The sequence below is a fragment of the Pedococcus sp. P2_F6 genome (assembly GCF_056403675.1).
In genome coordinates this window covers 43,652-70,555 of sequence record NZ_JBFUEZ010000007.1, presented here as the reverse complement: position 1 = coordinate 70,555, position 26,904 = coordinate 43,652, and the positions used below count along the sequence as shown (strand labels likewise).

The 26,904-nt window shown below is 71.1% G+C and carries 24 protein-coding genes; 11 read left to right on the top strand and 13 right to left on the bottom strand.

What is annotated here, in order from left to right:
• Positions 1 to 4: 4 nt before the first annotated feature.
• From AC1DWP_RS17780 to AC1DWP_RS17765, 4 genes are all read right to left on the bottom strand, one after another.
• Positions 5 to 1,540 (bottom strand): sensor histidine kinase, encoded by a 1,536-nt coding sequence (locus AC1DWP_RS17780; protein ID WP_477615820.1) that lies wholly within the window; start codon positions 1,538 to 1,540, stop codon positions 5 to 7.
• On the bottom strand, positions 1,541 to 2,248 hold the full coding sequence (locus tag AC1DWP_RS17775; RefSeq protein ID WP_477615819.1) for a response regulator transcription factor: 708 nt from the start codon (positions 2,246 to 2,248) through the stop codon (positions 1,541 to 1,543).
• A gap of 304 nt (positions 2,249 to 2,552) precedes the next feature.
• Positions 2,553 to 4,199 (bottom strand): DNA repair helicase XPB, encoded by a 1,647-nt coding sequence (locus AC1DWP_RS17770; protein WP_477615818.1) that lies wholly within the window; start codon positions 4,197 to 4,199, stop codon positions 2,553 to 2,555.
• 3 nt (positions 4,200 to 4,202) lie between these two features.
• Positions 4,203 to 5,027, bottom strand: coding sequence for a hypothetical protein (locus AC1DWP_RS17765; RefSeq protein ID WP_477615817.1), 825 nt, complete (start codon positions 5,025 to 5,027; stop codon positions 4,203 to 4,205).
• Between the two features lie 100 nt (positions 5,028 to 5,127).
• Between AC1DWP_RS17765 and AC1DWP_RS17760 the strand changes: the two genes are divergently transcribed.
• Complete coding sequence (locus tag AC1DWP_RS17760; protein WP_477615878.1) at positions 5,128 to 6,060, top strand: hydroxymethylglutaryl-CoA lyase; 933 nt, start codon at positions 5,128 to 5,130, stop codon at positions 6,058 to 6,060.
• Between the two features lie 13 nt (positions 6,061 to 6,073).
• On the opposite strand, the gene AC1DWP_RS17755 is transcribed toward AC1DWP_RS17760, so the two are convergent.
• Positions 6,074 to 8,341 carry a helicase-associated domain-containing protein gene (locus AC1DWP_RS17755; RefSeq protein WP_477615816.1) on the bottom strand — a complete coding sequence of 756 codons (2,268 nt, stop codon included), beginning with the start codon at positions 8,339 to 8,341 and terminating at the stop codon, positions 6,074 to 6,076.
• A gap of 103 nt (positions 8,342 to 8,444) precedes the next feature.
• On the opposite strand from AC1DWP_RS17755, the gene AC1DWP_RS17750 reads away from it, so the two are divergent.
• Together AC1DWP_RS17750 and AC1DWP_RS17745 are read left to right on the top strand one after the other, a co-directional pair.
• Positions 8,445 to 9,281 carry a hypothetical protein gene (locus tag AC1DWP_RS17750; protein WP_477615815.1) on the top strand — a complete coding sequence of 279 codons (837 nt, stop codon included), beginning with the start codon at positions 8,445 to 8,447 and terminating at the stop codon, positions 9,279 to 9,281.
• 55 nt (positions 9,282 to 9,336) lie between these two features.
• On the top strand, positions 9,337 to 10,263 hold the full coding sequence (locus AC1DWP_RS17745; RefSeq protein ID WP_477615814.1) for an aldose 1-epimerase family protein: 927 nt from the start codon (positions 9,337 to 9,339) through the stop codon (positions 10,261 to 10,263).
• Here AC1DWP_RS17745 and AC1DWP_RS17740 read toward each other — a convergent pair.
• A complete protein-coding gene (locus AC1DWP_RS17740) occupies positions 10,256 to 11,608 on the bottom strand; it encodes an MFS transporter (RefSeq protein ID WP_477615813.1) in 1,353 nt (450 codons plus the stop codon). The two genes, AC1DWP_RS17745 and AC1DWP_RS17740, sit on opposite strands and share 8 nt — an antisense overlap.
• A 198-nt stretch (positions 11,609 to 11,806) precedes the next feature.
• On the opposite strand from AC1DWP_RS17740, the gene AC1DWP_RS17735 reads away from it, so the two are divergent.
• Both AC1DWP_RS17735 and AC1DWP_RS17730 read left to right on the top strand, forming a co-directional pair.
• Positions 11,807 to 12,202, top strand: coding sequence for a cold-shock protein (locus AC1DWP_RS17735; RefSeq protein WP_477615812.1), 396 nt, complete (start codon positions 11,807 to 11,809; stop codon positions 12,200 to 12,202).
• Positions 12,202 to 12,942, top strand: a complete 741-nt coding sequence (locus AC1DWP_RS17730) for a DUF3027 domain-containing protein (protein ID WP_477615811.1) — start codon at positions 12,202 to 12,204, stop codon at positions 12,940 to 12,942. Before AC1DWP_RS17735 ends, AC1DWP_RS17730 begins: the two co-directional genes overlap by 1 nt.
• Before the next feature lie 16 nt (positions 12,943 to 12,958).
• Here AC1DWP_RS17730 and AC1DWP_RS17725 read toward each other — a convergent pair whose 3' ends face one another.
• The gene (locus tag AC1DWP_RS17725) at positions 12,959 to 13,210 is read right to left on the bottom strand and encodes a DUF2530 domain-containing protein (protein ID WP_477615810.1); all 252 of its coding nucleotides are present in this window, start codon (positions 13,208 to 13,210) and stop codon (positions 12,959 to 12,961) included.
• 55 nt (positions 13,211 to 13,265) lie between these two features.
• Between AC1DWP_RS17725 and AC1DWP_RS17720 the strand changes: the two genes are divergently transcribed.
• The 3 genes from AC1DWP_RS17720 to AC1DWP_RS17710 all read left to right on the top strand — a co-directional run bounded on the left by AC1DWP_RS17720 (position 13,266) and on the right by AC1DWP_RS17710 (position 16,698).
• Positions 13,266 to 14,783, top strand: a complete 1,518-nt coding sequence (locus AC1DWP_RS17720; RefSeq protein WP_477615809.1) for an NCS2 family permease — start codon at positions 13,266 to 13,268, stop codon at positions 14,781 to 14,783.
• Between the two features lie 152 nt (positions 14,784 to 14,935).
• Complete coding sequence (locus AC1DWP_RS17715; protein ID WP_477615808.1) at positions 14,936 to 15,403, top strand: MarR family winged helix-turn-helix transcriptional regulator; 468 nt, start codon at positions 14,936 to 14,938, stop codon at positions 15,401 to 15,403.
• Positions 15,400 to 16,698, top strand: coding sequence for an MFS transporter (locus AC1DWP_RS17710; protein WP_477615807.1), 1,299 nt, complete (start codon positions 15,400 to 15,402; stop codon positions 16,696 to 16,698). Before AC1DWP_RS17715 ends, AC1DWP_RS17710 begins: the two co-directional genes overlap by 4 nt.
• A gap of 420 nt (positions 16,699 to 17,118) precedes the next feature.
• Here AC1DWP_RS17710 and AC1DWP_RS17705 read toward each other — a convergent pair whose 3' ends face one another.
• The 3 genes from AC1DWP_RS17705 to AC1DWP_RS17695 form a co-directional block, all read right to left on the bottom strand.
• Positions 17,119 to 18,354 (bottom strand): lytic transglycosylase domain-containing protein, encoded by a 1,236-nt coding sequence (locus AC1DWP_RS17705; protein ID WP_477615806.1) that lies wholly within the window; start codon positions 18,352 to 18,354, stop codon positions 17,119 to 17,121.
• A gap of 128 nt (positions 18,355 to 18,482) precedes the next feature.
• Positions 18,483 to 19,613: a phosphoserine transaminase gene (gene serC, locus AC1DWP_RS17700; protein ID WP_477615805.1), complete on the bottom strand. Its 1,131-nt coding sequence runs from the start codon at positions 19,611 to 19,613 to the stop codon at positions 18,483 to 18,485.
• Between the two features lie 201 nt (positions 19,614 to 19,814).
• A complete protein-coding gene (locus AC1DWP_RS17695) occupies positions 19,815 to 20,912 on the bottom strand; it encodes a citrate synthase 2 (protein WP_477615804.1) in 1,098 nt (365 codons plus the stop codon).
• Positions 20,913 to 21,003: 91 nt separating this feature from the next.
• On the opposite strand from AC1DWP_RS17695, the gene AC1DWP_RS17690 reads away from it, so the two are divergent.
• Positions 21,004 to 21,603 (top strand): pentapeptide repeat-containing protein, encoded by a 600-nt coding sequence (locus AC1DWP_RS17690; RefSeq protein ID WP_477615803.1) that lies wholly within the window; start codon positions 21,004 to 21,006, stop codon positions 21,601 to 21,603.
• Between the two features lie 87 nt (positions 21,604 to 21,690).
• Positions 21,691 to 22,611, top strand: a complete 921-nt coding sequence (locus AC1DWP_RS17685; protein WP_477615802.1) for an alpha/beta fold hydrolase — start codon at positions 21,691 to 21,693, stop codon at positions 22,609 to 22,611.
• Between the two features lie 42 nt (positions 22,612 to 22,653).
• On the opposite strand, the gene AC1DWP_RS17680 is transcribed toward AC1DWP_RS17685, so the two are convergent.
• Entirely contained in the window at positions 22,654 to 23,535 is an 882-nt protein-coding gene (locus AC1DWP_RS17680; RefSeq protein ID WP_477615801.1) for an NYN domain-containing protein, read from the bottom strand.
• Positions 23,536 to 23,595: 60 nt separating this feature from the next.
• Between AC1DWP_RS17680 and AC1DWP_RS17675 the strand changes: the two genes are divergently transcribed.
• On the top strand, positions 23,596 to 24,870 hold the full coding sequence (locus tag AC1DWP_RS17675) for an MFS transporter (protein WP_477615800.1): 1,275 nt from the start codon (positions 23,596 to 23,598) through the stop codon (positions 24,868 to 24,870).
• A gap of 146 nt (positions 24,871 to 25,016) precedes the next feature.
• On the opposite strand, the gene AC1DWP_RS17670 is transcribed toward AC1DWP_RS17675, so the two are convergent.
• Positions 25,017 to 25,682, bottom strand: a complete 666-nt coding sequence (locus tag AC1DWP_RS17670) for a response regulator (RefSeq protein WP_477615799.1) — start codon at positions 25,680 to 25,682, stop codon at positions 25,017 to 25,019.
• A 10-nt stretch (positions 25,683 to 25,692) separates the two neighbouring features.
• Positions 25,693 to 26,898, bottom strand: coding sequence for a sensor histidine kinase (locus tag AC1DWP_RS17665; protein WP_477615798.1), 1,206 nt, complete (start codon positions 26,896 to 26,898; stop codon positions 25,693 to 25,695).
• Positions 26,899 to 26,904: the final 6 nt, after the last annotated feature.

The following is a 26,904-nucleotide window of genomic DNA, read 5'->3' as shown; positions in this document are numbered from 1 at the left end:
AACGTCAAGGGGTGCTGGGCGCTGCCTGAGAGTTCGCTGTGGGCAGCTCCACGATGAACGTGGCGCCGCCGCCGGGGGTCTGGGCGACGCCGATCCGGCCCTGGTGCGAGTTGACGATCGCCGCGGCGATGGCCAGCCCGAGGCCGTTGCCCCCACCAGTCCCACGAACTCGGGACGGGTCGGCGCGGTAGAACCGCTCGAACACCTTGCGGGCCTTGTCGGGATCGACTCCCGGCCCGTGGTCGCGCACTTCCATCACGATGTGCTGATCGGACTCCCTTGTGCCCACAGCAATTTCGAGAGGTGAGCCACTCGGGGTGTGGTTGAGGGCGTTGGAGACCAGGTTGGCCAGGAGCTGGCGCAGCTTGGCGTCGTCGCCGGGCACCACGGTCGGGCCCAGCGGCCCGGACAGCCCGGACACGGCGATCTGGCGGGTGGGGTCGATGGCGCGGGCGTCCTGTGCGGCATCGGCCGCGAGCACCGTGAGGTCGACGGGCGCGAAACGCAGCGGTCGCTGGTCGTCCAGGCGAGCCAGCACGAGCAGGTCCTCCACCAGGCCGCCCATCCGGGTGGCCTCGCCCTCGATCCGCGTCATCGCACTGGCCACGTCCGCCGGGTCGCTGACCGCGCCCTGGCGGTAGAGCTCGGCGTAGCCCCGCACCGCCGCGAGCGGGGTGCGCAGCTCGTGCGAGGCGTCCGCGACGAACTGTCGCATCCGCTCCTCGGAGGCCTCGCGGGCGGCGAAGGACTGCTCGATCTGCGCGAGCATGACGTTGAGCGACCGGGCCAGCGAGGTGACCTCGTCCTTGGCGGTGCGCATCGGGATGCGGCGGGCGAGGTCCCCATCGGCGATGGCGGCGGCGGTGTCCTCGATCTGGCGCAGCGGACGGAAGGCCCGCTGCACGGCATACCACCCTCCGATGGCGCAGGCGACGAGGACGGCGAGGCCGATGAGCAGTTCCACGAGGACGAGGCGACGCACGGTGTGGCTGACGCTGGACAGGGGCACCGCCACGATGAAGGTCGCCGAGTCGTCCCTGAGGTTGCCCGCATAGGCCCGCCACTGCCCAGATCCGTTGCGGCTGCCGATGGTGAAGGCCTCCAGCGACGTGACCCGCGGGTCGTCGAGGGCGAGCGTGTCCGGGACACCGGGGCGGGTGAGGGCGCCGGTGGGGTCGATCTCGACCGCAGGGGTGCCATCCGTGGGGTAGAAGACGACCGCGTAGCCGCTGGGAAGGCGGTTGCGGGTCGGGGCGCGCAGCGTGTTCAGCGCTTGCTGGGCAACGGTCGGCGAAGCGCGCTTGAGGTCGTCGTCCACGCGGCTCATCAGGTCGCGGCGCATCAGGGCCGCAGTGGCCGCGGCAGTGAGGGTGAGCGCCAGCAACAGCAGGACGAGCATCACTGCGATCAGGCGCACCCGCAGCGGGAGCAGCTCCAGGCGCCCCTTGGCCCGCTCCACGGCCAGCTGCGCGGGGCGGCTCGGGGCCGGCGGGGGAGGTGGTGGCGTGCCCGTGGGCGCGGGGCTCGTCGGAGCCGTCATCTACGCCTCCGGCGGCTTGCGCAGCACGTAGCCGACGCCGCGCTTGGTGTGGATCAGCGGCGGCACCCCGTCGAGGTCGATCTTGCGGCGCAGGTAGGAGATGTAGGACTCGACGATGCCGCTCTCGCCGCGGAAGTCGTAGTCCCAGACGTGGTCGAGGATCTGCGCCTTGGACAGGACCCGGTTGGGGTTGAGCATGAGGTAGCGCAGCAGCTTGAACTCGGTGGGGGAGACGTCGATCGAGCGACCGCCCCGGCTCACCTCGTGGGAGTCCTCGTCGAGCTCGAGGTCCTCGAAGCGCATCGAGGCCCCCTCGTCCACCTCGCCGCGGGTGCGCCGCAGCACCGCGCGGATCCGGGCGACGACCTCCTCGAGGCTGAAGGGCTTGGTGACGTAGTCGTCGCCGCCGACCGTGAGCCCCTTGATCTTGTCGTCGACCGAGTCGCGCGCGGTGACGAACACGATGGGCAGCTGGCGACCGGTGTCGCGCAGCTTGCGGGTTACGGTGAAGCCGTCCATGTCAGGGAGCATGACGTCGAGGACGACCAGGTCGGGCTCGTGGACGGTCGCGAGGTGAAGGGCGGTGGCGCCGTCGGCAGCGACGTGCACCTCGAAACCTGCGAAGCGCAGGGAGGTGGCGAGGAGCTCGCGGATGTTGGGCTCGTCCTCGACGACGAGGAGGCGTGCCTCGGGTTGCACAGTGGTCACGCCTCAGTGTCCGTGCAGAGTCTGGGAGTTTCCTGTATGCCGTCTGGGCGAGTCAGGTGTCAGGCGGTGTGCTGCGCCGCCCCTCCCGCCGCGACGTGTTGCTCTGGGGTGGTCATGATGGGGCGGATTTCGGTGTTCGTGACCACGACGCGGCAACAAGTGCTGGAGGCCCGCGACGTGTTGCTCTGGGGTGGTCATGATGGGGCGGATTTCGGTGTTCGTGACCACGACGCGGCAACAAGTGCGGGGCGGTGGTGCTTGCTGTCGCCGACCAACCCGCTCGGCGATCGCGTGGTGCCTCAGGTCAGGCGGTGGCGTCGACGTCGTCGGCGTCGACGATCCGGTAGGCGTAGCCCTGCTCGGCGAGGAAGCGCTGGCGGTGCGCGGCGAACTCGGCGTCGACGGTGTCGCGCGACACGACGGTGTAGAAGTGGGCGGTGCGGCCGTCGCCCTTGGGGCGCAGCACCCGGCCGAGGCGCTGGGCCTCCTCCTGGCGGGATCCGAAGGTGCCGGACACCTGGATCGCGACGCTCGCCTCGGGAAGGTCGATCGAGAAGTTGGCGACCTTCGACACCACGAGCAGGTTGATCTCGCCGACGCGGAAGGCCTGGAAGAGCTTCTGCCGTTGCGCGACCGGTGTCTCACCGGTGATGACGTCGGCGTCGAGCCGCTCCGACAGCTCCGCGAGCTGGTCGAGGTACTGGCCGATGACCAGCGTGGGTTCACCTCGGTGCTGGTTGACGATCCGCTCGACGACGGGGTTCTTGACCGGGCTGCACGAGGACAGCCGGTAGCGGTCCTCGGGCTCCGCCACGGCATACGCGAGGCGGTCGGCGTCTGGGAGCGTGACGCGCACCTCGACGCAGTCGGCGGGGGCGATGTAGCCCTGCGCCTCGATGTCCTTCCACGGCGCGTCGTAGCGCTTGGGGCCGATGAGGGAGAACACGTCTGCCTCCCGGCCGTCCTCGCGCACGAGGGTCGCCGTGAGCCCGAGTCGACGACGGGCCTGCAGGTCCGCGGTCATCCGGAAGATCGGGGCCGGGAGCAGGTGCACCTCGTCGTAGATGATCAGGCCCCAGTCGCGGGCGTCGAGCAGGTCGAGGTGGGTGTAGACGCCCTTCCGGCGGGTGGTGAGCACCTGGTAGGTCGCGATGGTGACCGGGCGGATCTCTTTGCGGGCACCGGAGTACTCGCCGATCTCGTCGTCGGTGAGACTGGTGCGCTTGAGCAGCTCGTCACGCCACTGCCGCGCCGAGACCGTGTTGGTGACGAGGATGAGGGTGGTCGCCTTGGCCACCGCCATGGCGCCCGCGCCGACGAGGGTCTTACCCGCCCCGCACGGCAGGACGACAACGCCTGACCCGCCGTGCCAGAACCCGTCGACCGCCTGCTGCTGGTAGGGCCGCAGCGACCAGTCCCGGTTGTCGAGGTCGATGGCGTGCGCCTCGCCGTCGACGTAGCCCGCCTCGTCCTCGGCCGGCCAGCCCACCTTGAGCAGCTCCTGCTTGAGGTGACCGCGCTCCGAGGGGTGCACGATGACGCGGTCAGCGTCGAGACGCTCCCCGATCAGCGGCTTGATCTTCTTGTGCCGCAACACTTCCTCGAGCACCGGCCGGTCAGTGGTGCGCAGCACGAGGCCGTGCTCGGGGTCCTTCTCGAGCGTCAGCCTGCCATAGCGGTCCATCGTGTCGGCGACGTCGACGAGGAGGGCATGCGGCACGGCATACCGGCTGAAGGTGATGAGGGCGTTGACCACCTGCTCGGCGTCGTGACCCGCGGCGCGCGCGTTCCACAGGCCCAGCGGGGTCACCCGGTAGGTGTGGATGTGCTCGGGCGCGCGCTCGAGCTCGGCGAACGGGGCGATCGCCCGCCGCGCCTCCTCGGCGCGGGGGTGGTCGACCTCCAGGAGCAGCGTCTTGTCGCTCTGGACGATCAGGGGGCCATCAGGCATGACCTAGTACGACGAGTCGTAGGTCGTGGTGCCACTCGTCACCGCGAACGCGATGACCAGGCCGATGGCGATCACGGACAGCGCAAGCCCTACGCCGAAGGCGACCCAGCCCCACTTGGTGTACTTGGCCGATGCGGTCGGGTCGTCCTTCTTGGTCGCGGCGACGATGCCGAAGACCAGCGCGACGATGCCGAAGCCGCAGCCGAGCGTCGTCAGGCCCGAGACGACCAGGAGGGCGATGGTGTTGCCACTGAGCGACCGCGGCGTGGCGTAGCCGGGGGCGCCGTAGCCGGGAGTGCCGTACGCCGGGGCGCCGTAGGCCGGGGCGCCATAGGGCGGGGCGCCGGCGTAGCCGCCCTGCGGCTGACCCTGGGTGGGGAGCTGCTGACCCGCGTAGGGGTGCGGCTGCCCCGCGCCGGGGGCGCTGGCGTAGGGGTTGACCGGAGGGGACGGCGCGCCGGCACCCGCCGAGGGCACGCCATACGGGTTCTGGGGAGCGGAGCCGGGCGGCGGACCGTAGGTGGGTTGGCCACCCGGCGCGACGGCGGGGGGCGCGGGCGGTGCCGGCTGCGACGCGGGTGGGCTGGCCGAGGTGGCCGGCGCCGGCGGGATCGGGGGGACTTCCTGCGTCTGGTTGGTCTCGATCGGCGCGGTGTAGTCGCTGGACGTCGTCGCGTCGCCGGAGGCGGTCGTGCCGCCCGACGTGCCATCGTCGCTGGAGGTGCTCGCGTGGCTGGAGGTGCTCGCGTCGCTGAGGGTGCTGTCGTCGCTGGGCGCCGTGGGGTCGCGGAACTCGGGGGTCTCGTCGTTGCGTGGTGTGTCGCTCATCATGCGTCCCTTCGGGCGTCGCCTGCGTTCGGGTGCAAATCTAACCCCTGCCGCGGGGGACCGTTCCCCAGTCCGGGAATGGCAGGATCAGACCGTGACCATCGGACTGCCCCAGCGCGAACCGGACCCGGAGCTGCCGAGCCGGGTCACCATCTACGAGGTCGGTCCGCGCGACGGTCTGCAGAACGAGAAGGCCGTCGTCCCGGCTGCCGTGAAGGCGGACTTCATCCGCCGGCTGGCCGCCGCCGGGCTCGAGACGATCGAGACGACGTCCTTCGTCCCGCCGACGTGGGTGCCGCAGCTCGCCGATGCCCGTGAGGTGCTGGCCGACCTCGGGGACCTCGGCCGCGGCCCGCGCCGACCGGTGCTCGTGCCCAACGAGCGCGGTCTCGACAACGCGCTCGAGGCGGGCGTCGGGGCGGTCGCGATCTTCGGGAGCGCCACCGAGACGTTCGCCCGCAAGAACCTCAACCGCACCGTTGCCGAGTCCGTCGAGATGTTCGCGCCCGTCGTGGCGCGGGCGAAGGACGCAGGACTGTGGGTGCGCGCCTACGTCTCGATGTGCTTCGGCGATCCCTGGGAGGGACCGGTCCCCGTCGAGCAGGTGGTCGACGTGTCGCAGCGGCTGATGGACCTTGGAGCCGACCAGCTCTCCCTCGGGGACACCATCGGCACGGGCACGACCGGGCACGTGAGTCGCCTCCTCGACGCCTTGGACGCCAAGGGGATCGGTGCCGACCGGGTCGGCGTGCACTTCCACGACACCTACGGCCAGGCGCTCGCCAACACGATGAGGGCGCTGCGTCACGGGGTCACCGTGGTCGATGCGTCCACTGGTGGGCTCGGCGGCTGCCCCTACGCCAAGAGCGCCACCGGGAACCTCGCCACCGAGGATCTCGTGTGGGCCCTGGACGGGGCGGGTGTCGAGACCGGAGTCGACCTCGCGGCCCTCGTCGAGACGAGCGTCTGGATGGCCGGCCACCTCGGGCGACCGTCACCGTCCAGCGTCGTGAGGGCTCTCGCCGGCGGCTGACGGCGGCCTCGCATCAGCCCTGCACGGCCCCGGTCACGCGGTGGATCGACAGGGTGCGGGCAGCTCCGTCCGCGGTGCCGTGCACCCGGCCACCCTCGACCCGGTCGGGGTAGAAGAGGATCCGCTGGGTGCGCCCGTCCGCGTCGGAGTAGCCCAGCCAGACCGCCTGCCGGTCGGCTGCCGCATCGCGCAGCACCGCGAGGGTCGTGGTCGGGTCGGTGCTCGGCAGGCTGGGTCCGGGCCTGCTCGCCACCTGCTCGCGCTGGTATGCCGCGGCCTCCTCGCCGGCGCGCAGCGCACCCACCATGGTGGTCACGAGCTCGTCGTCGAGGGCTTGCGCTGTCACGGGGGCGGGCCGCCGCTGCAGCGGCGTGCGGTGCTGCCCGGTGGTGGGCACGATGATCCCGCCGTCCGGTGTCTCGGCAGCAGGCGCGAAACCGTTGTCGCGCAAGAAGTCCAGCACGGTCTCGGCGGCCACGGGCGACACGAGGATGGTTGGGGCGATGCTCCGCAACTGGAGCGGTGACAGCTCCCTGTCGGCGATCATGGCGCCCAGGGTGGCCTCGTCGTCGCAGCGGATGTAGGCCCGCATCGCACCGACCCGTGCCTGCCCGTGCCTGCGGGCGACATCACGGATCAGGTAGTCCAACGGCTGGGGGACGGGGGTGTGGCTCGCGTCGGTCAGGGCTCCGAGCACCTGGTCGACAGACCACCCGGCGTCCAGGCACCTGCGCACCGAGTCCTGGTTGAACCGGTACACCGTGGCACCACCGCGTGACTCGACATCGGCTACGAGTCGCATGAAGGTGGCCAGCCCCCCGGCCAGCGGGCCGGGCGCGATGGCGGTCAGGTCGGCCTGGAGGAGGACGTGCTCGATGGGCTCGGGCAGGTGCGGTTGCATCGCGGCGGCGAGCTCGGTGTCGGCTCGCCCGGCCAGCAGGGCCCGACCCGCGGTGGAGATGGCGCCGCGGCCGGTGACGCCCAGCCACTCGGCCTCACCGAGCACCGCGGCGACGACCGTGTCGAGGCTGGCGGGCACGCGTCGCGGCCGCTGCCAGCTCAGGGCGGTGCCCACACTGCCGCGCTCGGGGGCCAACCCTGCCGGCGCGGCGGCGAGCTGCTCGAGGACGTCCTTGCGCAGGCCTCGGGCCGGTGGCCAGTGGGCATCGGGCCCGAGGGCGTTGACCGTGCCGGACGCGCCGGCGGGCGTCGTGCCCACGAGGTGCGGGGCGCGGGTCGTGAGCAGCCAGGCGCGGGCGAGCACCGCCCAGCGCTGGTCACCCGGGTGCTGCTGCCACTCGTCGTAGGCGGGGGTGGGGGCCCAGGACGGGTCGAGCGAGCCGTCGTCCGCGAGGAGGCCGGCGGCATACGTGAGCTCGGCGACGAAGGCCGCACGGCCCTCGTCGACGTCGAGCACGGAGGCGAGCCGCTTGAGGTCTCGCACCGCCAGGCCGCCGGAACGAAGCACCCTGGGTGGGCGAAGTCCCCACTCTGCGGCGAGCTCGTCGACGAGGGCGAGCAGGTCGGTGACCTGCTGGCCGGCCGCGGCGTCGACCTCGGCACCCGCGCGGGGCTGACCCTCGAGGGCAGGCGGCTGGAGCGCCGGGGTGGCATGGCTGCGGCCTTCACGCAGGGCCAACGCCACCTCGCGAGGCAACACCAGCTGGTCGGCCGACGGGGAGAAGACCAAGTGGTGTTCGAGCAGCCACCGCGCGCCCTCGGCCAGCCGGTCCGGCGTGCCCGGGGGGAGGACGGCCAGCGGGGGACCCCAGGTCAGCCGGTCGAGGATGGCGCGGGCTGCCGGCGGGGCGTCGGCGAGCAGGGTCGGGACCTGCGCCGGCGATGGGACGTCGACGAAGCTGTCGGCCGCTCGAGGACCGAGCCCGGCCGGGTGGGGGAGAACCTCGCCGACCGTGCGGGTCACCCGCAACCCCTCGGGGCTGCGCCACAGCAGGGCGAGCGTCCAGAGGTCGTCCAGGACCGGCTCGATCTCCCCGGTCGTGACGCCGAGCAGGGCACCGACTGCCCGGGTGTCGAGCGGCGACGTGGCGGCGACGGCGGCTTCGAGCACCTGGAGGTGGGCCAGGTCGAGCGAGTCCACGGCCCGCTGGACACTCGCGCGGGTGCTGGCCCGGGCGGCGAGGGACGACAGGTCGGCGGGCGCGGGCCGGGCCAGGTCCTGTCGACGTCGCAGAAGGGTGGCGAGCTGGTCGTCGGTCCGCTCCCGCACGTCGTCGGCCATCGACCGTGCGGTCGAACGGGACGAGGAGATGGCGGCCACCGCACCACGGTAGTCGTCCGAGGAAGGTCCTCCGGACTCTCAGCCGTTTCCCATGCCACGCACAGGCTTGACCTGCACACTTGTGACAACGAGAGGACGCACCATGTCTGAGCCCACCGAACCCACCAAGCCCCGCACGCCCAAGGGGGCAGCCAAGCAGCCCGGGGATCCTGTCGCGCCGGGTCCGGGACCGGAGACGGCGAGCGTGCCTCCCGCGCCCACCCAGCCACTGCCCGCCGTCTCCGCGGCAGAAGGAGCCGGTGCTGCCGGACCGGGTGCTCCGGGTGGCGCTGGGGCCGGGCACGGCGGTCCGGGAGCCCCGGGTGGCTACGCGCCCGGCGGTCCACCGCCGAGACGACCGGGTCTGTGGCGTCAGGCGACGTCCACGACCGGTGGGACCATCGCCGTGATCGTGGCCGGCTGCCTCGTCGCCCTGATGGTGCTCGCCCTCGTGGGCGTGGCAGGACTCGTCGCCGTGCGCGCCATCGGCCACGACGGCCACGCGAACCGGATGGAGCGAGTCGGGGACGGGCGCGTGCTCCCGCCCGGGCAGCAGAAGAAGCTCGACCGGCTCCCGAAGGCGCCCGAGGCCCCGCGCGGACAGCGCAACGGGCAGGGTGGCAACGGCATGGGCAACGGCATGGGCAACGGCCTGGGTCCTCTCATGCGCGAGGCGATGGGGCTCGGCAACGTCCAGCACGGCGAGTTCACCCTCGAGGACAACGGCAAGACCACCGTCATGACGCTCCAGCGCGGTGAGGTGACCAAGGCCAGCTCCACCTCGATCACGGTCAAGAGCGCCGACAACTTCAGCGCCACCTATGCGGTCGGCGCCGACACCCGTGGCCGGGCCACCACCGTCCAGGTCGGCGACTCGGTCCTCGTGGTCGCCGAGAAGACCGGTGCCAAGGCGGTCCTGGTGACCGGAACCCGCAACTGATCGTCCGCGTCCCTCGGACGAGCCCGCGCGTAACGCCGCCGCTAGCGTGGGCGACGTGACATTTCCCAGTGGTGAGCAGTGGACCCTTCGGCGCGGACGGCAGGAGGCGACCGTCGTCGAGGTGGGTGGCGGCCTGCGCACCTACCGCGTGGACGGCACCGACATCGTGGCCGGCTACGCGGACGACGAGGTATGCCGCGCCGGCCGCGGTCAGGTGTTGATGCCGTGGCCGAACCGGATCCGCGACGGGCTGTACTCCTTTGCCGGCGAAGACCACCAGCTCGGGCTGACCGAGGCGGTCCTGCGCAACGCCAACCACGGGCTGGTCCGGTGGGCCGTTTGGCAGCTGCACTGGCACAACGACGACTGGTCGGCGCTCACCGTGCGGACCCGACTGCACCCCCAGCCCGGCTGGGACGGCATCCTCGACCTGAGCGTCAACTACGTCCTCGACGAGGAGGGCTTGACCGTCAGCGTCCACGCCACCAACGTCGGCGCGACTGCGGCTCCGTTCGGCTTCGGGGCGCACCCCTACATCGCCCTCGGTGACACTCCGCTGGCCGAGGTCGAGCTGGCCATTCCCGCAGCCCGCGAGGTGCTGGTCGACGACCGGCTGATCCCGACCGGCACCGCACCCGTGGGTCCCGATCTGGACTTCCGGACTGCTCGCGAGCTGGGCGCGACCGAGCTGGACACCGCGTTCACCGACCTGTCGCGGTCCACGACCTCCGGAGCCTGGGAGGTCGTCGTCGGCGGGCTCGAGAACGGCGAGGTGACCGTGTGGGGCGACGAGTCGCTGAACTGGGTGCAGGTGTTCACGGCCAAGGGCCGGGACACCGGGGTCGACGGGGTCCGCGGCATCGCCGTCGAACCCATGTCGTGCCCCGCGAACGCCTTCAACTCCGGCGAGGGACTGGTCGTCCTGGAGCCGGGTCAGTCCTGGTCGGCCCAGTGGGGCATCGAGCCAGCCGTGCTCAGCTGACGGCGCCTGCGCCCGCTGCTGGACCCGTGGGCGCAGGATCGTCCTGGAGACCGTGTGGACCCGTGGGCGCCGGATCTTCCTCGAGGCCGTTGACGAGCGGGGTGATCCTGCGTTCGACCGCGAAGGCCAGCACCACCATGAGCGCGCACCCCACGACGATCATGGCGATGAAGGCCGCCGACCAGCGGTGGTTCAGCATGAAGCCGGCGACCACGGGGCCCAGGATCGTGCCGGCCTGGAAGGCGCCCGCGTTGACGGCGTTGTAGCGGCCGCGGAGGTGGTCGGGAGCCATGTCGTTGGTGATGGCCGGGATGGTCGGCTGGAGCAGGGTCTCGCCGAGGGCGAAGGTCGCGTGGAAGGCAAGGACGCCGGCCGCAGCCGCGACGCTCCCAGGAGCGAACCCGGTCAGCCCGAGGACCACCCACGCCAGGGCCCACAGTGCAGACATGCCGATCAGCACCCGAGTACGCCTGCGTCCGGTGATGCGCTTGAGGACGTAGAACTGCAGGCCGACGATGACGGCCGTGTTGACGGCAAAGGCGAACCCGATGACGCTCGTCGACACCTGGCTGACCTGACGGGCGAACGCGGGGAAGCCGGCCTCCATCTGGCCGTAACCGATGAACACCCCGAGGAAGGTCAGCAGCGTGACCCACACGACCGCGGGGTTGCGCAGGATCGTGAGGTAGGAGCCCGCCGCTGCCGTCTCGCCCTCGGGCTTCTCGGCGCGACCGTGGACGTGGCGCAGGGGCCCGAGGAGCAGCCCGATCGGCACCAGCATCGACACTGCGTCGGCCAGGAAGATCACGGTGAACGTGGACGGGTTGGCCACGTCGGCGTAGAGGCCGCCGATCACCCCGCCCAGTCCGATGCCGAGGTTGACCAGGGCGAAGTTGATCCCGAAGTACTGCTGACGCGCACTCCCGGTCGTGATCGCCGCGACGAGGGCGTTGAAGGCAGGCCAGGACACCCCGAAGTTGAACCCGAGGAAGACGAAGGCCAGCGCCACCACGAGCGGGGTGGTCGCGAACGCGAGGATCACGCAGCCGACGATCTGGGCCCCGGTGCCCCACAGCAGCATCCGGCGCGCCCCGAGCCGGTCGGTCAACGCGCCACCCGGCCCCGTGACGACGAGTGCGACCAGGGCGATGAACGCCATCAGCAGGCCGGCCAGGTCGAGCGAGATGCCTCGGACCTCGTGCAGGTAGATCACCGTGAACGGCAGCGTCAGCCCGCGACCGAGGGTCTGCACCGCCACGGTCGAGAGCAGCCACCGGCCCTCGACCGGCAGCTCCGCCCAGAACTGGCGCAACCCGGGCTGGCTCGACGTGGACGACTCACTCACCGGACGATCCTCCCGCACTCCACCGACAGCCCGACACCGGTTATCCGGGCCGTCGTCCGGCGCCTCGTCGGGCAGGCGGCCACCGGCGAGCACGCGGTGAGCACGCGGCATACCGAAGAAAGGATTTGGACCCACCCGATAGCCTTTGAAGTGCGCATTGGCGCACCCCCAAAACTTTTCGAGGCAAGAGGAAGACAAGTGCCTACAGGCAAGGTCAAGTGGTACGACGCGGAGAAGGGCTTCGGCTTCATCTCCGACGACGACGGCAGCGACGTGTTCCTGCACGCGAACGCCCTCCCCGAGGGCGTCGCGACGCTCAAGGGCGGCGCGCGGGTGGAGTTCAGCGTCGCCGAGGGGCGGCGCGGCACCCAGGCGCTCGCCGTCACGCTGCTCGAAGCCGCGCCGACGGTCACCGCCGGCAAGCGCGAGGCGTCGCGCAAGTCCCCCGAGGACCTCGCCCCGCTGGTCGAGGACGCCATCAAGCTGCTCGACAACTCGTCGAACGCGCTGCGCCGCGGTCGTCGGCCCGAGAAGGACCACGCCACCAAGCTGGCCGCTGTCCTGCGGTTCCTCGCCGACCAGATCGAGCCCTGATGGCCACCAAGGACGACGCCGTCCTGGCCGCCGCCGAGGCTGTCGCCGTCGCCCGTGAGGCCGCCGAGTCGATCGCGGAGCGGGGCACGGTCGGCGAGCACCTCGGCATGCAGATGGAGGACGAGCGGCTGGCCACGCACTTCTTCGCGTGTGAGGCAGGCGCCTACCCGGGCTGGCGCTGGGCGATCACCGTCGCCCGCGTGCCGCGCGGCAAGGTCGCGACCGTGTGCGAGACGAACCTCGTGCCCGGCGAGGGCGCGTTGCTGTCGCCCGAGTGGCTCCCGTATGCCGAGCGCCTGGCTCCCGGGGACCTCAGCGCCGGCGACGTGCTCCCCTACAAGGAGGACGACCCCCTGCTCGAACCCGGGTTCGAGGCGACCGGCGACGAGGAGGTCGACGAGCTCGCGGCCTACGAGCTGGGTCTGGGCCGCAAGCGCGTCCTGTCCGCCGAGGGACGCGAGGCCGCTGCGCAGCGGTGGTACGAGGGCGAGAACGGCCCTCACGCCGACGTCGCGGAGAAGGCGCCCGCACCGTGCTCGACCTGCGGCTACTTCCTCCCGATGGCGGGTGCACTCCGGTCTTTTTTCGGCGTGTGCGCCAACGCCTGGTCACCTTCCGACGGTCGCGTCGTAAGTCTTGACCACGGCTGCGGCGCCCACTCCGAGGTCGACGCCGAGCCGGCCGAACCCATGCCGGTCGGCCAACCCATCATCGACGAGATCGCCTACGACCTCGTCTGACTGAGGCGCCGGCCGGCTACTGGGCGCCGGCGGCGTTGCCGCGACCGCGGCGCACGTACGAGAAGCCGATCAGCCCGAGCACGATGCCGGCCACCGGGACCCACGGCCACCAGTCGCGCTCGCCCTCGTGCAGGGCCGGCACGGCGAGGATGACGGCCAGTGCGAGGACCCAGCCGAGCTGCGCCCAGACGACGATCCGGGCGGTGCTGACGGCCAGCGGCTGCAGCTCCTCACCGGGACCGTCGGGGGTGGGGTGCGACTCGCTCATGCCGGGCAGCCTATCTTTCACGACGACGTGACAGTCAGGCCCTACTCTGCTGCCCATGGCCAAGCCCACCACGAAGTCTGCGGCACCGCAGCGCCCGTCCCCGAAGTCCCCGTCGTCCGGAGGGCTCGACGGCTTCTTCCGGATCACCGAGCGTGGCTCCACCCTCAGCCGCGAGGTCCGCGGTGGGCTCGTCACGTTCTTCACGATGGCGTACATCGTTGTCCTCAACCCGCTGATCATCGGCACCCAGCAGGATGGCTCGGGACAGTTCCTCGGTGGCGGTGACATCGTCAAGGCGCAGACCCTGGTCGCGGCCGGGACCGCGCTCAGCGCCGGCGTGATGACCCTGCTCATGGGTGTCGTCGCGAACTACCCGCTCGCCCTCGCCACCGGTCTCGGGCTCAACGCGTTCGTGACGTTCGGCATCGCCAAGCTGCCCGAGATGACCTGGGCCGACGCGATGGGCCTGGTCGTCATGGAGGGTGTCATCATCCTGGTGCTCGTGCTGACCGGCTTCCGCCAGGCTGTGTTCCGGGCGATCCCGGCCCAGCTCAAGACCGCGATCTCGGTCGGCATCGGCCTGTTCATCACGATCATCGGTCTCGTCGACGCCGGGTTCGTCCGCCGCACCGGCGTCGGGCCCGTCCCGGTCGAGCTCGGCATCTCCGGAAACCTCAACGGCTGGCCGCTGCTGGTCTTCGTCATCGGCGTGCTCGCGATCATCGTGATGATGGTCCGCAAGGTGAAGGCTGCCATCCTCTACGGCATCCTCGGTGGCACGGTCCTGGCGATCATCGTCGAGGCGATCGGCAACATCGGCGGCCAGTTCGACAACACGGGCAAGTTCGTCAACCCGGCCGGCTGGGGGCTGAACGTCCCCGCGCTGCCGGACCAGATCGTCGACGTCCCCGACTTCTCGCTGCTCGGCAACTTCAACCTGCTCGGCTCGTTCGACAAGCTCGGCTTCGTCGCGGCGCTGCTGCTCGTCTTCACGCTCCTGCTCGCCGACTTCTTCGACACCATGGGCACGATGGTCGCCGTCGGTGCCGAGGGTGGCCTGCTCGACAAGGACGGCAACCCGCCGAACTCCGACAAGATCCTGCTCGTCGACTCCGTCGCCGCGATCGCCGGTGGCGCGGGCTCGGTCTCGTCCAACACGTCCTACATCGAGTCGGCGGCAGGGGTCGGCGAAGGCGCCCGGACCGGTCTGGCCTCGGTCGTCACCGGGGTGATGTTCCTGCTCGCGACCTTCCTGGCGCCCCTGGTGAAGGTCGTGCCCTACGAGGCGGCGACCCCGGCCCTGGTCGTCGTGGGCTTCCTGATGATGCAGCAGGTCAAGGGCATCGACTGGGACGACCTCGACATCGCCATCCCGGCCTTCCTCACCATCGTCCTGATGCCGTTCACCTACTCGATCACCGTCGGCATCGGCGCGGGCTTCGTCGTCTACACCCTCATCAAGGTGGTGCGTGGCAGGGCGAGCGTGATCCACCCGCTGCTGTGGACCGTGTCCGCCCTGTTCGTCATCTACTTCGCGATCACCCCGATCAAGGAGGTCCTCGGCGTCGGCTGACCCCTCCCCGACCACAGCAGGTATGCCGCGTGGCCCCGTGAGGGGGCCACGCGGCATACCTGCGTCTGGGCCTTGGGAGCTGTCCGGAAGGGTGATCGAAATACTTAGCACAGGTAATGAGTTATGCTAAGTATCGACCTGAGGAGGAACAGATGACCCCACCCGCCGCACGCTCACGCCGCGCTGGCGATGCCGGGCTCTCGCCTTCTGCGATCTATGCCCTCGCCGGCGAGCTCCGACTCGCCTGCATGCGCATCTCGCGCCGAGTGCGGTTCGAGAGCACGGATGTCGTTGCACCGCACCAGTTCTCGGTGCTCTGCCGCCTGCAGGAGGCGCCGCGCACACCGAGTGAGCTCGCAGAGATCGAGAAGGTGAGCGGACCCAGCATGACCCGCACCGTCGCGGCCCTCGTCGAGCGCGGGCTCGTCGCGCGCACCGACGACCCCGCCGACCGACGCCAGGTGATCCTGTCGCTCACGAGCGAGGCGACCACGCTGCTGAAGGACATCCGCCGCAAGCGCGACGCCTGGATGTCGGTGCGCGTCGGCCACCTCACCCCCGCCGAGCAGGACGTGCTGCGGCAGGCGTCGGCCATCCTCACCCGGGTGGCCAACGAGTGAGCCCCACCTTCTCCTCGCTGGGCGTCCGCAACTACCGCATCTATGCCACGGGTGCGTTCATCTCCAACATCGGCACCTGGATGGGCCGGGTCGCCCAGGACTGGCTGGTCCTGACCGAGCTGACCAACCACTCGTCGACGGCGCTCGGCATCGTCACCGGGCTGCAGTTCCTGCCCTTCCTGCTGCTCGCCCCCTGGGCCGGGATGATCGCGGACCGCTATCCGAAGCGGCGGATCCTGGCTGTCACCCAGACGTCGCTCGCGCTGTCGTCCCTTGCCCTCGGTCTGCTCGTCGTGACCGGGACCGCCCAGCTCTGGATGGTCTACGGCATCGCGCTGTTCACCGGGATTGCCACCGCCGTCGACAACCCGGCCCGCCAGACCTTCGTGTCCGAGATGGTGCCGCGTGACCGGCTGGCGAACGCGGTCTCCCTCAACAGTGCCTCGTTCAATGCCGGGCGGCTGGTCGGTCCCGGTGTCGCGGGCCTGACGATCGCGGCGTTCGGCACGGGCTGGACGCTGCTGCTCAACACGCTGACCTTCGTGGCCGTGCTGGTCGCCCTGGCATCGATGCGCGTCGGCGAGCTGCGTCCTGCGCCCGCCCTCGCCCGAGGCAGCGGCGCCATCCGTGAGGGGCTCGCCTACGTGCGCAGCCGACCCGACCTCCAGCTCGTGATGGCGCTGGTCTTCGTGCTCGGCACCTTCGGGATGAACTTCCAGATCACCACGGCGCTGATGGCCACCAAGGAGTTCGGCAAGGGCCCGCAGGAGTACGGCCTGCTCGGCTCGATCATGGCGATCGGCTCCCTGACGGCCGCGCTGCTCTCGGCCCGTCGGGCCAGGCCGCGGCTGCGAATCCTGCTCGTCGCGCTCGTGGGCTTCACGATCGCGAGCGGGCTGGCGGCGAGCGCTCCGACCTACCCGTTGTTCGCCCTCGCCCTGATCCCCGTGGGACTCACGGCGCTGACGGCCCTGACGACGGCGAACGCGATGGTCCAGCTCAGCGTGGATCCCGCCATGCGCGGGCGGGTGATGGCGCTCTACATGGCCATCTTCATGGGGGGCACGCCGCTCGGAGCACCACTCATCGGGTGGATCGGTGACGTCGCGGGCCCGCGCTGGACGATCGGCATCGGCACCATCGCGGTCGGGCTCATGCTGGTGGCGGTGTCCATCCGCACCGCCAGGCGCGAGAATGTCCAGGTGACCTACGAGTCCCAGCGTCGCCCGCGGATCAGGATCCGCACGCTCCCGCAGCCCGAGGTCTCCGAACCCGTCCCCGAGGCCGTCCGGTGACGCCGCTCTTCCGTCGGCGCGTGACTATCGCCGTCCTCGTCATCGTGGTCACCGTGGCAGTCGTCGCCAGCCTCGCCGGCACCTTCCGCTGACCGCCCGATCGGGGGGGTATGCCGTGTGGGGACCACGCGCCCAGCTCCCGACGTGTTGCGCGCAGATCGTCACGGGAGGGCTGAAATGGGGGTCCGGTGACCACCAGGCGGCAACAAGTCCGGACGGCCGGGACTTGTTGCGCGCGGATCGTCACGGGAGGGGCGAAATGGGGGTCCGGTGACCACTTGGCGGCAACAAGTCCGGACGGCCGGGACTTGTTGCGCGCGGATCGTCACGGGAGGGGCGAAGTGGGGGTCGGGTGACCACCAGGCGACAACACGTCCCCGGGCGTGCTGAGCGGTCCGGTCAGTGCAGCGTGCGGAGGACTCAGTGCAGCTTGCAGAGGACCGTGACGCCGAGGAGGTTGACCACCGGGTCGTAGCCGGTGGGGCACTTGCCGTTGACGGGCAGCACCTCCAGGGGCAGCGGCGCGGGCGTCGAGCTGCTCGGGCTGGGGGACGGCGTCGGGCTCGGGGCGGGAGTGCCTCCGGTGACGCCCCCCACCACTCCGCCGACGGCACCGGTCGCGGCGCCCACGACGCCACCGGCAGCGCCGGACGAGGGCTGCGGAACCGGCGAGGCAGAGCCGCCGCCCGAGCCAGCCGAACCACCCGAACCGGGCTTCGCCGCTGTCGCCGAGCCGCCCTTGCCGGGTGCGGTCGAGGCTGCGGGCTGTGACGCCTTGGCGGGGTCGTAGCTCGCCATCGTCTGGGGTTCACCGGACGGGAGGTAGGGCGAGCCGCTGCGTTGCGCCTCGGACAGGTCGGAGCCCGGGAGCACGGTGTAGCCACCGCGGTAGCCGGCTGCGATCGCCAGCACCTGGTCGGCGTAGGCGTCGCTGTGGTTGTAGCGCAGCACGGCCGAGCGGGCACCGGAGTCGGTGCTGAGGTCGCCAGGACCCGAGCACAGGTAGACCGCGGTCGCCGTGGCGGCGTCGGCCATGTTCTGCGGGTCCTTGCGACCGTCACCGTTGGCGTCGACGCCGACGACGCGCCAGGTGCCGGGGATGAACTGCATCGGGCCGACCGCGCGGTCCCAGGTCACGTCACGGTCGTACGAGCCGCCGTCGGTGTCGCTGATCGCGGCGGTGTTGTTCTGGCCGTTGAGGGGTATGCCGTAGATGCCGGGACGCACGGTGCCGTCGCGGTCGATGCCGTTGCCGCCGTAGCGGCCGTGGTTGGACTCGACCTTCCCGATCGCGGCGATCAGGGCCCAGTCGATGCGGCACTCGGCGTCGGCGGCGTCGACGATCGTGGCGGCACGACGGTAGGCCTCGAGGGCAGCGGCAGGGATGCCGTTGGCGCTCATCGAGGCAGGCAGGCCGGCCGACTGGGCGAACGGGGTGGGCTCGGCCTCCGGGGGTGCCGGCAGCTCGGGGAGCCGCGGGGCGTCGAGGCCGGTGATCGGTTCGCCGGGCACGGTGACGACGGGGGTGTTGTCGGCAACGATGTCGGTCGCGGGCTGACCACCGGTGGCCGCCAGCGCCACTCCGGCGCCGATCAGGGCGAGCGCGGGCACACCTCCTGCGATCTTGCGCCACGGCAGTCGCGTCGTGCGTGTCATCGTTCGGCTCCTCGACATCGTTGTCCACCTTGCGGTGTCCCACCCCAGGGGTTATGTGAGGTTCAACGAGGGTCTGGAGCCGAGGTTACGCGCGAGCGTCGTTCGCAGAGGGCTTACTGGGGAGTAAATCAGCCCACAATGTGCTCAATGCACGCAATAAGGGCCGACACGTCCTCAGGGTCCACAGCGGGGAACGTCGCCACACGCAGCTGGTTGCGACCGAGCTTGCGGTAGGGCTCCACGTCGACCACGCCGTGGGCACGCAGCGTCTTGGCGACGGCGGCCGCGTCGACCTCATCGGCGAAGTCGATCGTCGACACCACCTGCGAGCGGGCGGCCGGGTCGGTGACATAGGGCGAGGTGTATGCCGTGCGCTCGGCCCAGTCGTAGAGGCGTCCGCTCGAGTCGGCGGTGCGCTTGACGGCCCACTCGAGCCCGCCCTGACCGTTGATCCAGTCGATCTGCGAGCGCAGCAGGGCCAGGGTGCCCAGCGCGGGGGTGTTGTAGGTCTGGTTGAGGCGGCTGTTGGACACGGCGGTCGGCAGGCTGAAGAAGTCGGGCACCCAGCGGCCGGACGCGGCGATCTCGTCCACCCGGGCGAGCGCGGCGGGGGAGAAGGCGGCCAGCCAGAGGCCACCGTCCGCCGCGAAGCACTTCTGCGGGCCGAAGTAGTAGACGTCGGTCTCGGCCACGTCCACGGGCAGCCCGCCGGCGCCGGACGTGGCGTCGATGAGCACGAGCGCGCCCTCGTCGGCACCCTCGACGCGCTTGACGGGAGCCATCACCCCGGTGGAGGTCTCGTTGTGCGGCCAGGCGTAGACGTCGACGCCGGCTTCGGCGCGGGCCGTGGCGAGGCTGCCCGGGTCGGCCTTGATGATCGTGGACTCGCCGAGGAAGGGAGCGTTGTTGGTCACGCTGGCGAACTTGGCGGAGAACTCGCCGAACGCCAGGTGCTGCGCGCGCTCGCGGACCAGGCCGAAGGCCGCGATGTCCCAGAACGCGGTCGATCCACCGTTGCCGAGGATGATCTCGTAGCCCTCGGGCAGGCTGAACAGGTCGGACAGCCCCTCACGGACGGCGCCCACGAGGTTCTTCACCGGAGCCTGGCGGTGCGAGGTGCCGAGCAGGGTGGTGCCCAGTCCGGCGAGGTACTCGACCTGCTCGGGGCGCACCTTCGACGGCCCGGAGCCGAAGCGGCCGTCCTTGGGCAGCAGGTCGGCGGGGATGGTGGGCGTCGCGGTGGCGGCAGTGTCGGTCACGGCGTCAGTGTCTCATCCCGTCCCGAGGCGTGGGACGTGAGGTCCACCACCCGGACTACCACCAAGGCACGGTAGGCCGCCCGCTGGCCTAGCAACGCGGCATACCCCGCCGTGAAATGCGAAATGGGCCTGCGCATTCGTGCAGGCCCATTTCGTTTTCTGCAAACACGTATCAGGCTCGGCGCGCCGCCGGACGACGCGTCAGGCGCGGTAGCCGGAGACGGCTTCCAGGCCGCGGGGAGCGTCGCCGATGTAGCGCGAGCTGGGCCGGATCAGCCGACCGGTCTTCTTCTGCTCGAGGATGTGCGCCGACCAGCCGGCGGTGCGCGCCGCGGCGAACAGCGGGGTCATCATCGCGCCGGGGACCTCGGCGAAGTCGAGCAGCACCGCGGCCCAGTAGTCGACGTTGGTCTCCAGCACCCGGTCGGGCTGGCGCTCGCGCAGCTCGGCCAGGGCAGCCTGTTCGAGCTCGAGGGCCACCGTGAAGCGAGGCGCGCCGAGGCGCTCGCAGGTGTCGCGCAGCACGGCCGCGCGCGGGTCGTAGGCGCGGTAGACGCGGTGGCCGAAGCCCATCAGCCGCTCACCGCGGTCGAGCACACCCTTGACGTAGGCCCGGGCGTCACCGCTGCGCTCCACGCCCTCGATCATGTGCTGTGCGCGCGACGGGGCACCACCGTGAAGGGGGCCCGACAGGGCGCCGATCGCGCCGGACAGGCACGCGGCCACGTCGGCCCCGGTCGAGGCGATGACGCGCGCGGTGAACGTCGAGGCGTTCATGCCGTGCTCGGCGGCGGAGATGAAGTAGGCGTCGATCGCCTCGACGTGCTTGGGGTCGGGCTCGCCGCGCCAGCGGATCATGAACCGGTCGACGATCGTGCGCCCCTCGTCGACGCGACGCTGCGGCACCATGGGTGACCCCTGCCCGTGGGCGGACTGCGCGATGAACGACAGCGCCATCACCGAGGCGCGGGCCAGGTCCTCACGGGCCTGCGCGGCGTCGATGTCGAGCAACGGCTTGAAGCCCCACAGTGGGGCGAGCTGGGCCAGCGCGGACTGCACGTCGACCCGGATGTCGCCGGAGTGCACAGGCAGCGGGAACGGCTCGGCCGGCGGCAGTCCCGGGTCGAACTCGTTGTCGACCAGCAGACCCCACACCTGCCCGAAGCTGACCGTGCCGACGAGTTCCTTGAGGTCGACGCCGCGGTAGCGCAGCGAGCCGCCTTCCTTGTCGGGTTCGGCGATCTCTGACTCGAAGGCGATGACGCCCTCGAGGCCCGGCTTGAAGTCGCTGTCGGACATCGGTGTCCTCTCGGCCTTGGGGGGAAGGTGGGGCGACCTTGGTGTGGCGCCCGGTTACCTACTGGCTGGTTCATTCTGCACTGTCGGGGTGATGGGCCACTATGGCGCAGTGCTGACAGCCGACACCGACTACGACGGCGAGGTGTTCACCGAGGACCTGACCGGGTCCGCGGCGGGCGGCTCGCGATTCCTCGAGTGCACCTTCCAGCGGTGCGACCTCAGCGAGCTGCGCGCCCCACGCTCGCGGTTCTCCGAGTCCAGCCTGTATGCCGTGCACGGAGCGGGCGTCGACCTCGCCGAGTCGTCGTGGAGCGACTGCCTCGTGCAGGGAGCCCGGCTCGGTGCCGTGGCGATGTACGGGGCGGAGCTGTCCCGAGTGCGGTTCGAGGGCTGCAAGATCGAGTTCCTCAACCTGCGTGGGGCCAGGCTTCGCGACGTCGCCTTCGTCGACTGCCAGCTCGTGGAGGCCGACTTCGCCGACGCCACGCTCACCTCGGTCACGTTCGAGGGGTCGCGGCTGGTGTCGCCGGACTTCACCAAGGGAACCTTCAAGGACGTCGACCTGACCGGGGCCGAGGTGGCCGGCCCGCGTGGTGTGTCGGGACTGCGGGGCGCGACCGTCTCGGCGCTGCAGCTGATCGACCTCGGGCCCGCGCTCGCCGCCGAGCTGGGCATCAAGGTCGCCGACTAGCGGGGCGGAGTGCCTGTCTGCCCGCGGCCGGCGGAGTTCAACCCGATGACGGAGTCGTCTGCTCAGCCGCCGGGCCACACTCGCCGTGTGAACAGGACGGCCGCCCCGGGTGCCACGCTGGTCCGGACCGGGCTCGGGCCGGTCGAGGTGGCCGTGTGGGGCAGCGCAGACCGGGGGAGTGCCGAACGGGGGAGTGCGGAACGGCACGTCCTGCTCTTCCCGGGAGGCCACTGCTCGGCGAGGACTCCGCTCGGGCAGGACGTCTACGAGGAGCTCGGCTTCCAGGTCGTGACGGTCAGCCGGCCCGGGTACGGCGCGACCGGAGTCGGCGACCTGACCGCCGCCCAGTTCGTCCCTGCCGTCGTCGACGTGGCGGCGGCCTTGGGGGTCAGTCGGTTCGACGCGGTCGTCGGTGTCTCCTTCGGCGGGCTGCAGGCGCTCGCCACGGCTGTCGCCACCGAGCTCGCCGACCGCCTCGTCCTCCACAGCTGCGCGCCGTCGAGGCTCGTCTTCCCCGACACGAAGCGGGACCGGGCGATGGCCACGGTGGTGTTCGGCCCTCGGGTCGAGCGGGCCACGTGGGCCGCGACCAGGGCGATGGTGCGGACCGACCGGGGACTGCGACTCATGATGGGCGAGCTGTCCACGCTGCCCGCCCGTGAGTGGTTCGACGAGTGGTCGCCCAAGCAGCGCGAGCAGGCGCGGGCGACCCTGCTGTCGATGGGTTCGGGCAGGGGCTTCGTCCTCGACGTCGCCCAGGGTCGCGAGTCGTCCTCGTCCGAGCGTGAGCGGGTCCAGCGCTCCGTCAGCGTGCCCACGCTGGTCACCGCGTCGCGAACGGACGGGGGAGCGGCCTTCACGCACGCTCTCGACTTCGAGGCGACCATCACGGGCAGCACGCTGGTCGAGACTGGAGCCTTCAGCCACTTCGCGTGGATCGGCCCCTCGCGCAGCATCCTGCTCGAGAGCCTCCGCGCGTTCCTCGCTGCGCGGTCCGCAGGCGGCTGACCGCCGCGCAGGCGGCGGGTTCGACGGTGGAGCGGGCTCTGTCTAGGCCTTCCTGGCCAGCCGCTTGTCGCGGACGGACATCGCGTTGCCGTTGGTGCGGACCTCGAACAGCTCAGTCGCCTTGATCAGCTTGCTCAACGAGGCGTACCCGTGGTTGCGGGAGTCGAAGGACGACTGGTTCGAGATGCGGTTGCCCACTTCGGCCACGCTGGCCCAGCCGTCGTCGTCGGCGGCCCGGGACACGGCATTGCGCAGCAGCCGCACCAGGCCCGCGTCCTGGCGCAGCTCGGTCGTCGTCTTGCGTGCCGGCGCCGCAGCGCCCTTGCGCAGGGCCGCAGCCTTCTTCACGGCTGCCTTCTTCGTTGTCGCCTTGGTGGCCGTCGCTTTGCTCGCGGGGCCTGTGGCTCCGGGTTCGGGCTCGGGTTCGCGGAGGACTGTGCCGTTGGGAGCAGCGTCCGTGATTGCGGTCGCGTCGCCCACCTCCTCGGGCTCAGCGAGCTGGTCGAGGAAGAGGAACTTGGTGCACGCCGAGCGGAACGGCTCAGGCGTCTTGCGCTCGCCGAATCCGTAGACCGCCGCCCCCTTCTCGCGCAGGTGCATGACCAATGGTGTGAAGTCGGCATCCGACGAGACGATCCCGAACGCCTCGGGGTGGTCGTTGTACAGCAGCGCCATCGCGTCGACGACCATCGCCATGTCGCTGGCGTTTTTGCCGCGGCTGTAGTCGTACTGCTGCATCGGCCGGATTGCCCGTGGATGCAGCACGTCGGCCCAGGGTCGCAGCCCGGCCTTGGTCCAGTTGCCGTAGGCGCGGCGGATGCTGGTCTCGCCGTAGGCGCTGAGCTCGTTGAGGATCAGGTCGATCTTCGTCGCCGAGGAGTTGTCGGCGTCGATGAGCAGGGCGATCCGGGCGCGGGGGTCCATGGGGCCCGACGCTACGGCACCCGGCGCCGCGAGCGTGGCCACGCGGCATACAGTCTCTTCGTGCCGCTGCTCCTGGACCTGACCCCGCTACGGAGCCACGCGGCATACCGGCGGCTGTATGTCGGGTTCACCCTCTCGAACGTGGGCTCGCAGCTGGCTGTCGTGGCCATCGGTCTGCAGGTCTACGAGATCACCAGATCGACTGCGGCGGTGGGGATCGTGGGGTTCTGCGCGCTGGTGCCGCTGGTGGTCATGGGCCTCTATGGCGGCACGCTCGTCGACCACTTCGACCGGCGCACCGTCGGCCTCATCGCCCAGGCGGTGGCGTTCGTCTCGAGCATCCTGTGCGCGCTTCAGGCCTGGCTCGGCAACACGCACGTGTGGGTGCTCTATGCGTTGGTGGCGTTGTGGAACGGCGCGTTCGCGGTCTCGTCACCGGCCCGCACCTCGATCTACCCGCGGATCCTGCCGCGCGACCTGCTGCCGGCGGCGAACGCCTTGTCCGTGTTCGCGATGAACGCGTCGATGTCCGTTGGACCGCTCATGGCCGGCTTCCTCGTCGACTGGGGCGGTTTCAAGGCGGCCTACACGACCGACGCGGTCATCACGACAGCCGCGCTCTGGGGGCTGGCCCGGCTGCAGCCCCTGCCCCCTGAGCCTGAGGAGGGGGCAGCCCCGAGCCGGCCCGGACTGCGGTCGGTTCTCGACGGATTCGCTTTCCTGGCAACGCGACCCAATGTGCGCATGACCTTCGTCGCCGACATCTGCGCGATGCTGCTGGCCCAGCCTCGGGTGCTGTTCCCGGCTGCCGGCGCAATCATCTTCGGAGGCGGGGCCAAGACGGTGGGGGCGCTGTCGGCGGCGGCGGCGGTGGGTGGGATCGTCGCCATGTTCTTCTCCGGCCGGCTCGGACACGTGCGTCGTCAGGGCCTGGCGATCCTGGTGTCGATCGTGGGCTGGGGCTTCGCCATCGCCGGCTTCGGGGCCGCCATGCTGGCGGCCGGTGGGGTGATGTCCAAGGGGGCGGCGCTGTGGCTCGGGCTGGTGGCCATGGCGGTGGCCGGCGCCTCGGACTCGGTGAGCGCCGTGTTCCGGACGACGATCCTGCAGGCCGCCACACCGGACCACCTGCGCGGGCGGCTGCAGGGCGTCTTCATCGTCGTGGTGGCGGGCGGGCCGAGGCTGGGTGAGATGGCGGGTGGCTTCCTCGCCAGCGGAATCGGCGAGGCGATGACCGCGGTCGTCGGCGGCCTCGCCTGTGTGCTCGCCATCGTCGTGCTGGGCCGGTTGCAGCCGGGCTTCGTCCGCTACGACGCCCGCCACCCCGTGCCCTAGCGCCTAGCCGTCACCCTTCCGCAGCATCTGTCGCCCGGTGGGGCCCAACTTTCGGCCACTCGCCCGAAACTCCCGGCCCGCGCCGCCCGGTGGGGCACAACTTTCGGCCACTCGCCCGAAACTCCGCTGCCGACCGCCAGTGGTGACTAGCCCGGGCCCCCGGGCGCGACCAGGCCCAGCTCGTAGGCAGCCACGACGGCCTGCACCCGGTCGCGGAGCCTGAGCTTCATCAGCACGTTCGACACGTGCGTCTTGACGGTGGCCTCGCCGAGGTAGAGATCTGCGGCAATCTCGGCGTTCGACAGTCCCCTCGCGATCAGGGTCAGCACGTCGCGCTCGCGCTCGGTCAGCGCGTCCAGCGCCGAGGAGCGGACGGTCCGCGGAGTGGGAGCGCCGGCGAACCGCTCGATGACCCGCAACGTCACCGACGGGTCCAGCAGACCACCCCCGGAGGCGACCGTCCGCACCGCTGCCACCAGCTGCTCCGGCGGCGACACCTTGAGGAGGAACCCGCTGACGCCGGAGCGCAGCGCCCCCTCGACGTACTCGTCCTCGCCGAACGTCGTCAGGATCACCACGCGCGTCTGCGGCCGGGCGGCCATCACCCGGCGAGCCGCCTCGATCCCGTCGAGCCTGGGCATGCGAACGTCCATCAGCACGACGTCCGGAGCCAGCTCGAGCGCGGCGGCTTCGGCGGCCTCACCGTCCCCGATCTCTCCCACGACCTCGATGTCGGGCTCGGCACTCAGCACCATGCGCAGCCCGACACGCACCATCGCCTCGTCGTCCACCAGCAGCACCCGGATGCTCACGACCCCGCCCTCACTGCCACTCCCGCGAGACCGGCAGCCGCACGTCGACCTCGAACCCTCCGCCGGGCACCGGCCCGACGGAGATGCTCCCGCCGAGCATGTCCACCCGCTCGCGCATGCCCACGATGCCGTGGCCGCCGTGGCCGCCGTACGCCCCGTCCGCGGTGGTGGGGGTGTCCCGGTCGGTGACACCGGAGCGACCGGAGCCCCGCCCGTCGTCGGTCACGGTGAGGCGAACCACGTTGCCGTCATTGACGACCCGTACGACAGTTTGAGCTCCCGGTGCGTGGCGCAGGACGTTGCTGAGCGCCTCCTGGACGATCCGGTATGCCGCGGTGTCGAGCGCCTTGGGCAGCCCGTCCAGCGGGCCACTCACCTCGAGGGACACGTCCAGGCCGGTGGCGCGCACGTCGCCGACCAGGTCCTCGAGCCGGGCCAGCGCAGGGGGAGGGGCTCCGGTGGCGGTATCACCCGGCTCGCGGAGGATGCCCACGGTGGCGCGGAGCTCCTCGACCGACTGACGGCCGAGCCGTTCGAGCCCCAGCATCACGTCGCGCTCCACGGGGTGGTCGACCAGCACTGCGTCGAGCTGGCGCCGCAGACCGCCGAGCTGCAGCGTCATGACGCTGACCGAGTGCGCCACCGAGTCGTGGACCTCCCGCGCGATGCGGGCTCGTTCCTCGACCACCGCTGCGCGAGCGCTGGCTTCGCGCTGCGCGTCGAGCTCCGTGGCGAGGGCGATGACCTGGCGGCTGCGCTCGCGCTCCCGCCGCACCAGGGTGCCGACCCACCAGGCCGGCACGAACACAACGGGGAAGAAGACCGTGTCCCAGCCCAGGCCGTTGCGCAGGGCCTCGGTGGTGATGAACACCCCCACAGAGGCGACGGCGGCGATGCGGGACGTGCGCGGGGATGCCGCGAAGCCGGCGTACGCCATGGCCACGAGCGAGGCGATGAGGCCGGCGCCACCCGGGCCGGGGGCGCCGAGCAGGGTGGCGACGGGATAGAAGCAGGCGACCACGACGGCACCGGCAACCGGCCAGCGGACGGCCACCAGGAAGCCGGCGGCGATGACTCCTGACGCGATGGCGAGGACGCCGAAGTGCGGCCGGAACTGGGGATCGGACCACGCTTCCACGAGACCGAGCAGGCCCAGGGCGACCGCGGCCACGACGGGCACCACGCGGTGGTCGCGGAGGGCGGCGGCTCGAGACATGGCGAA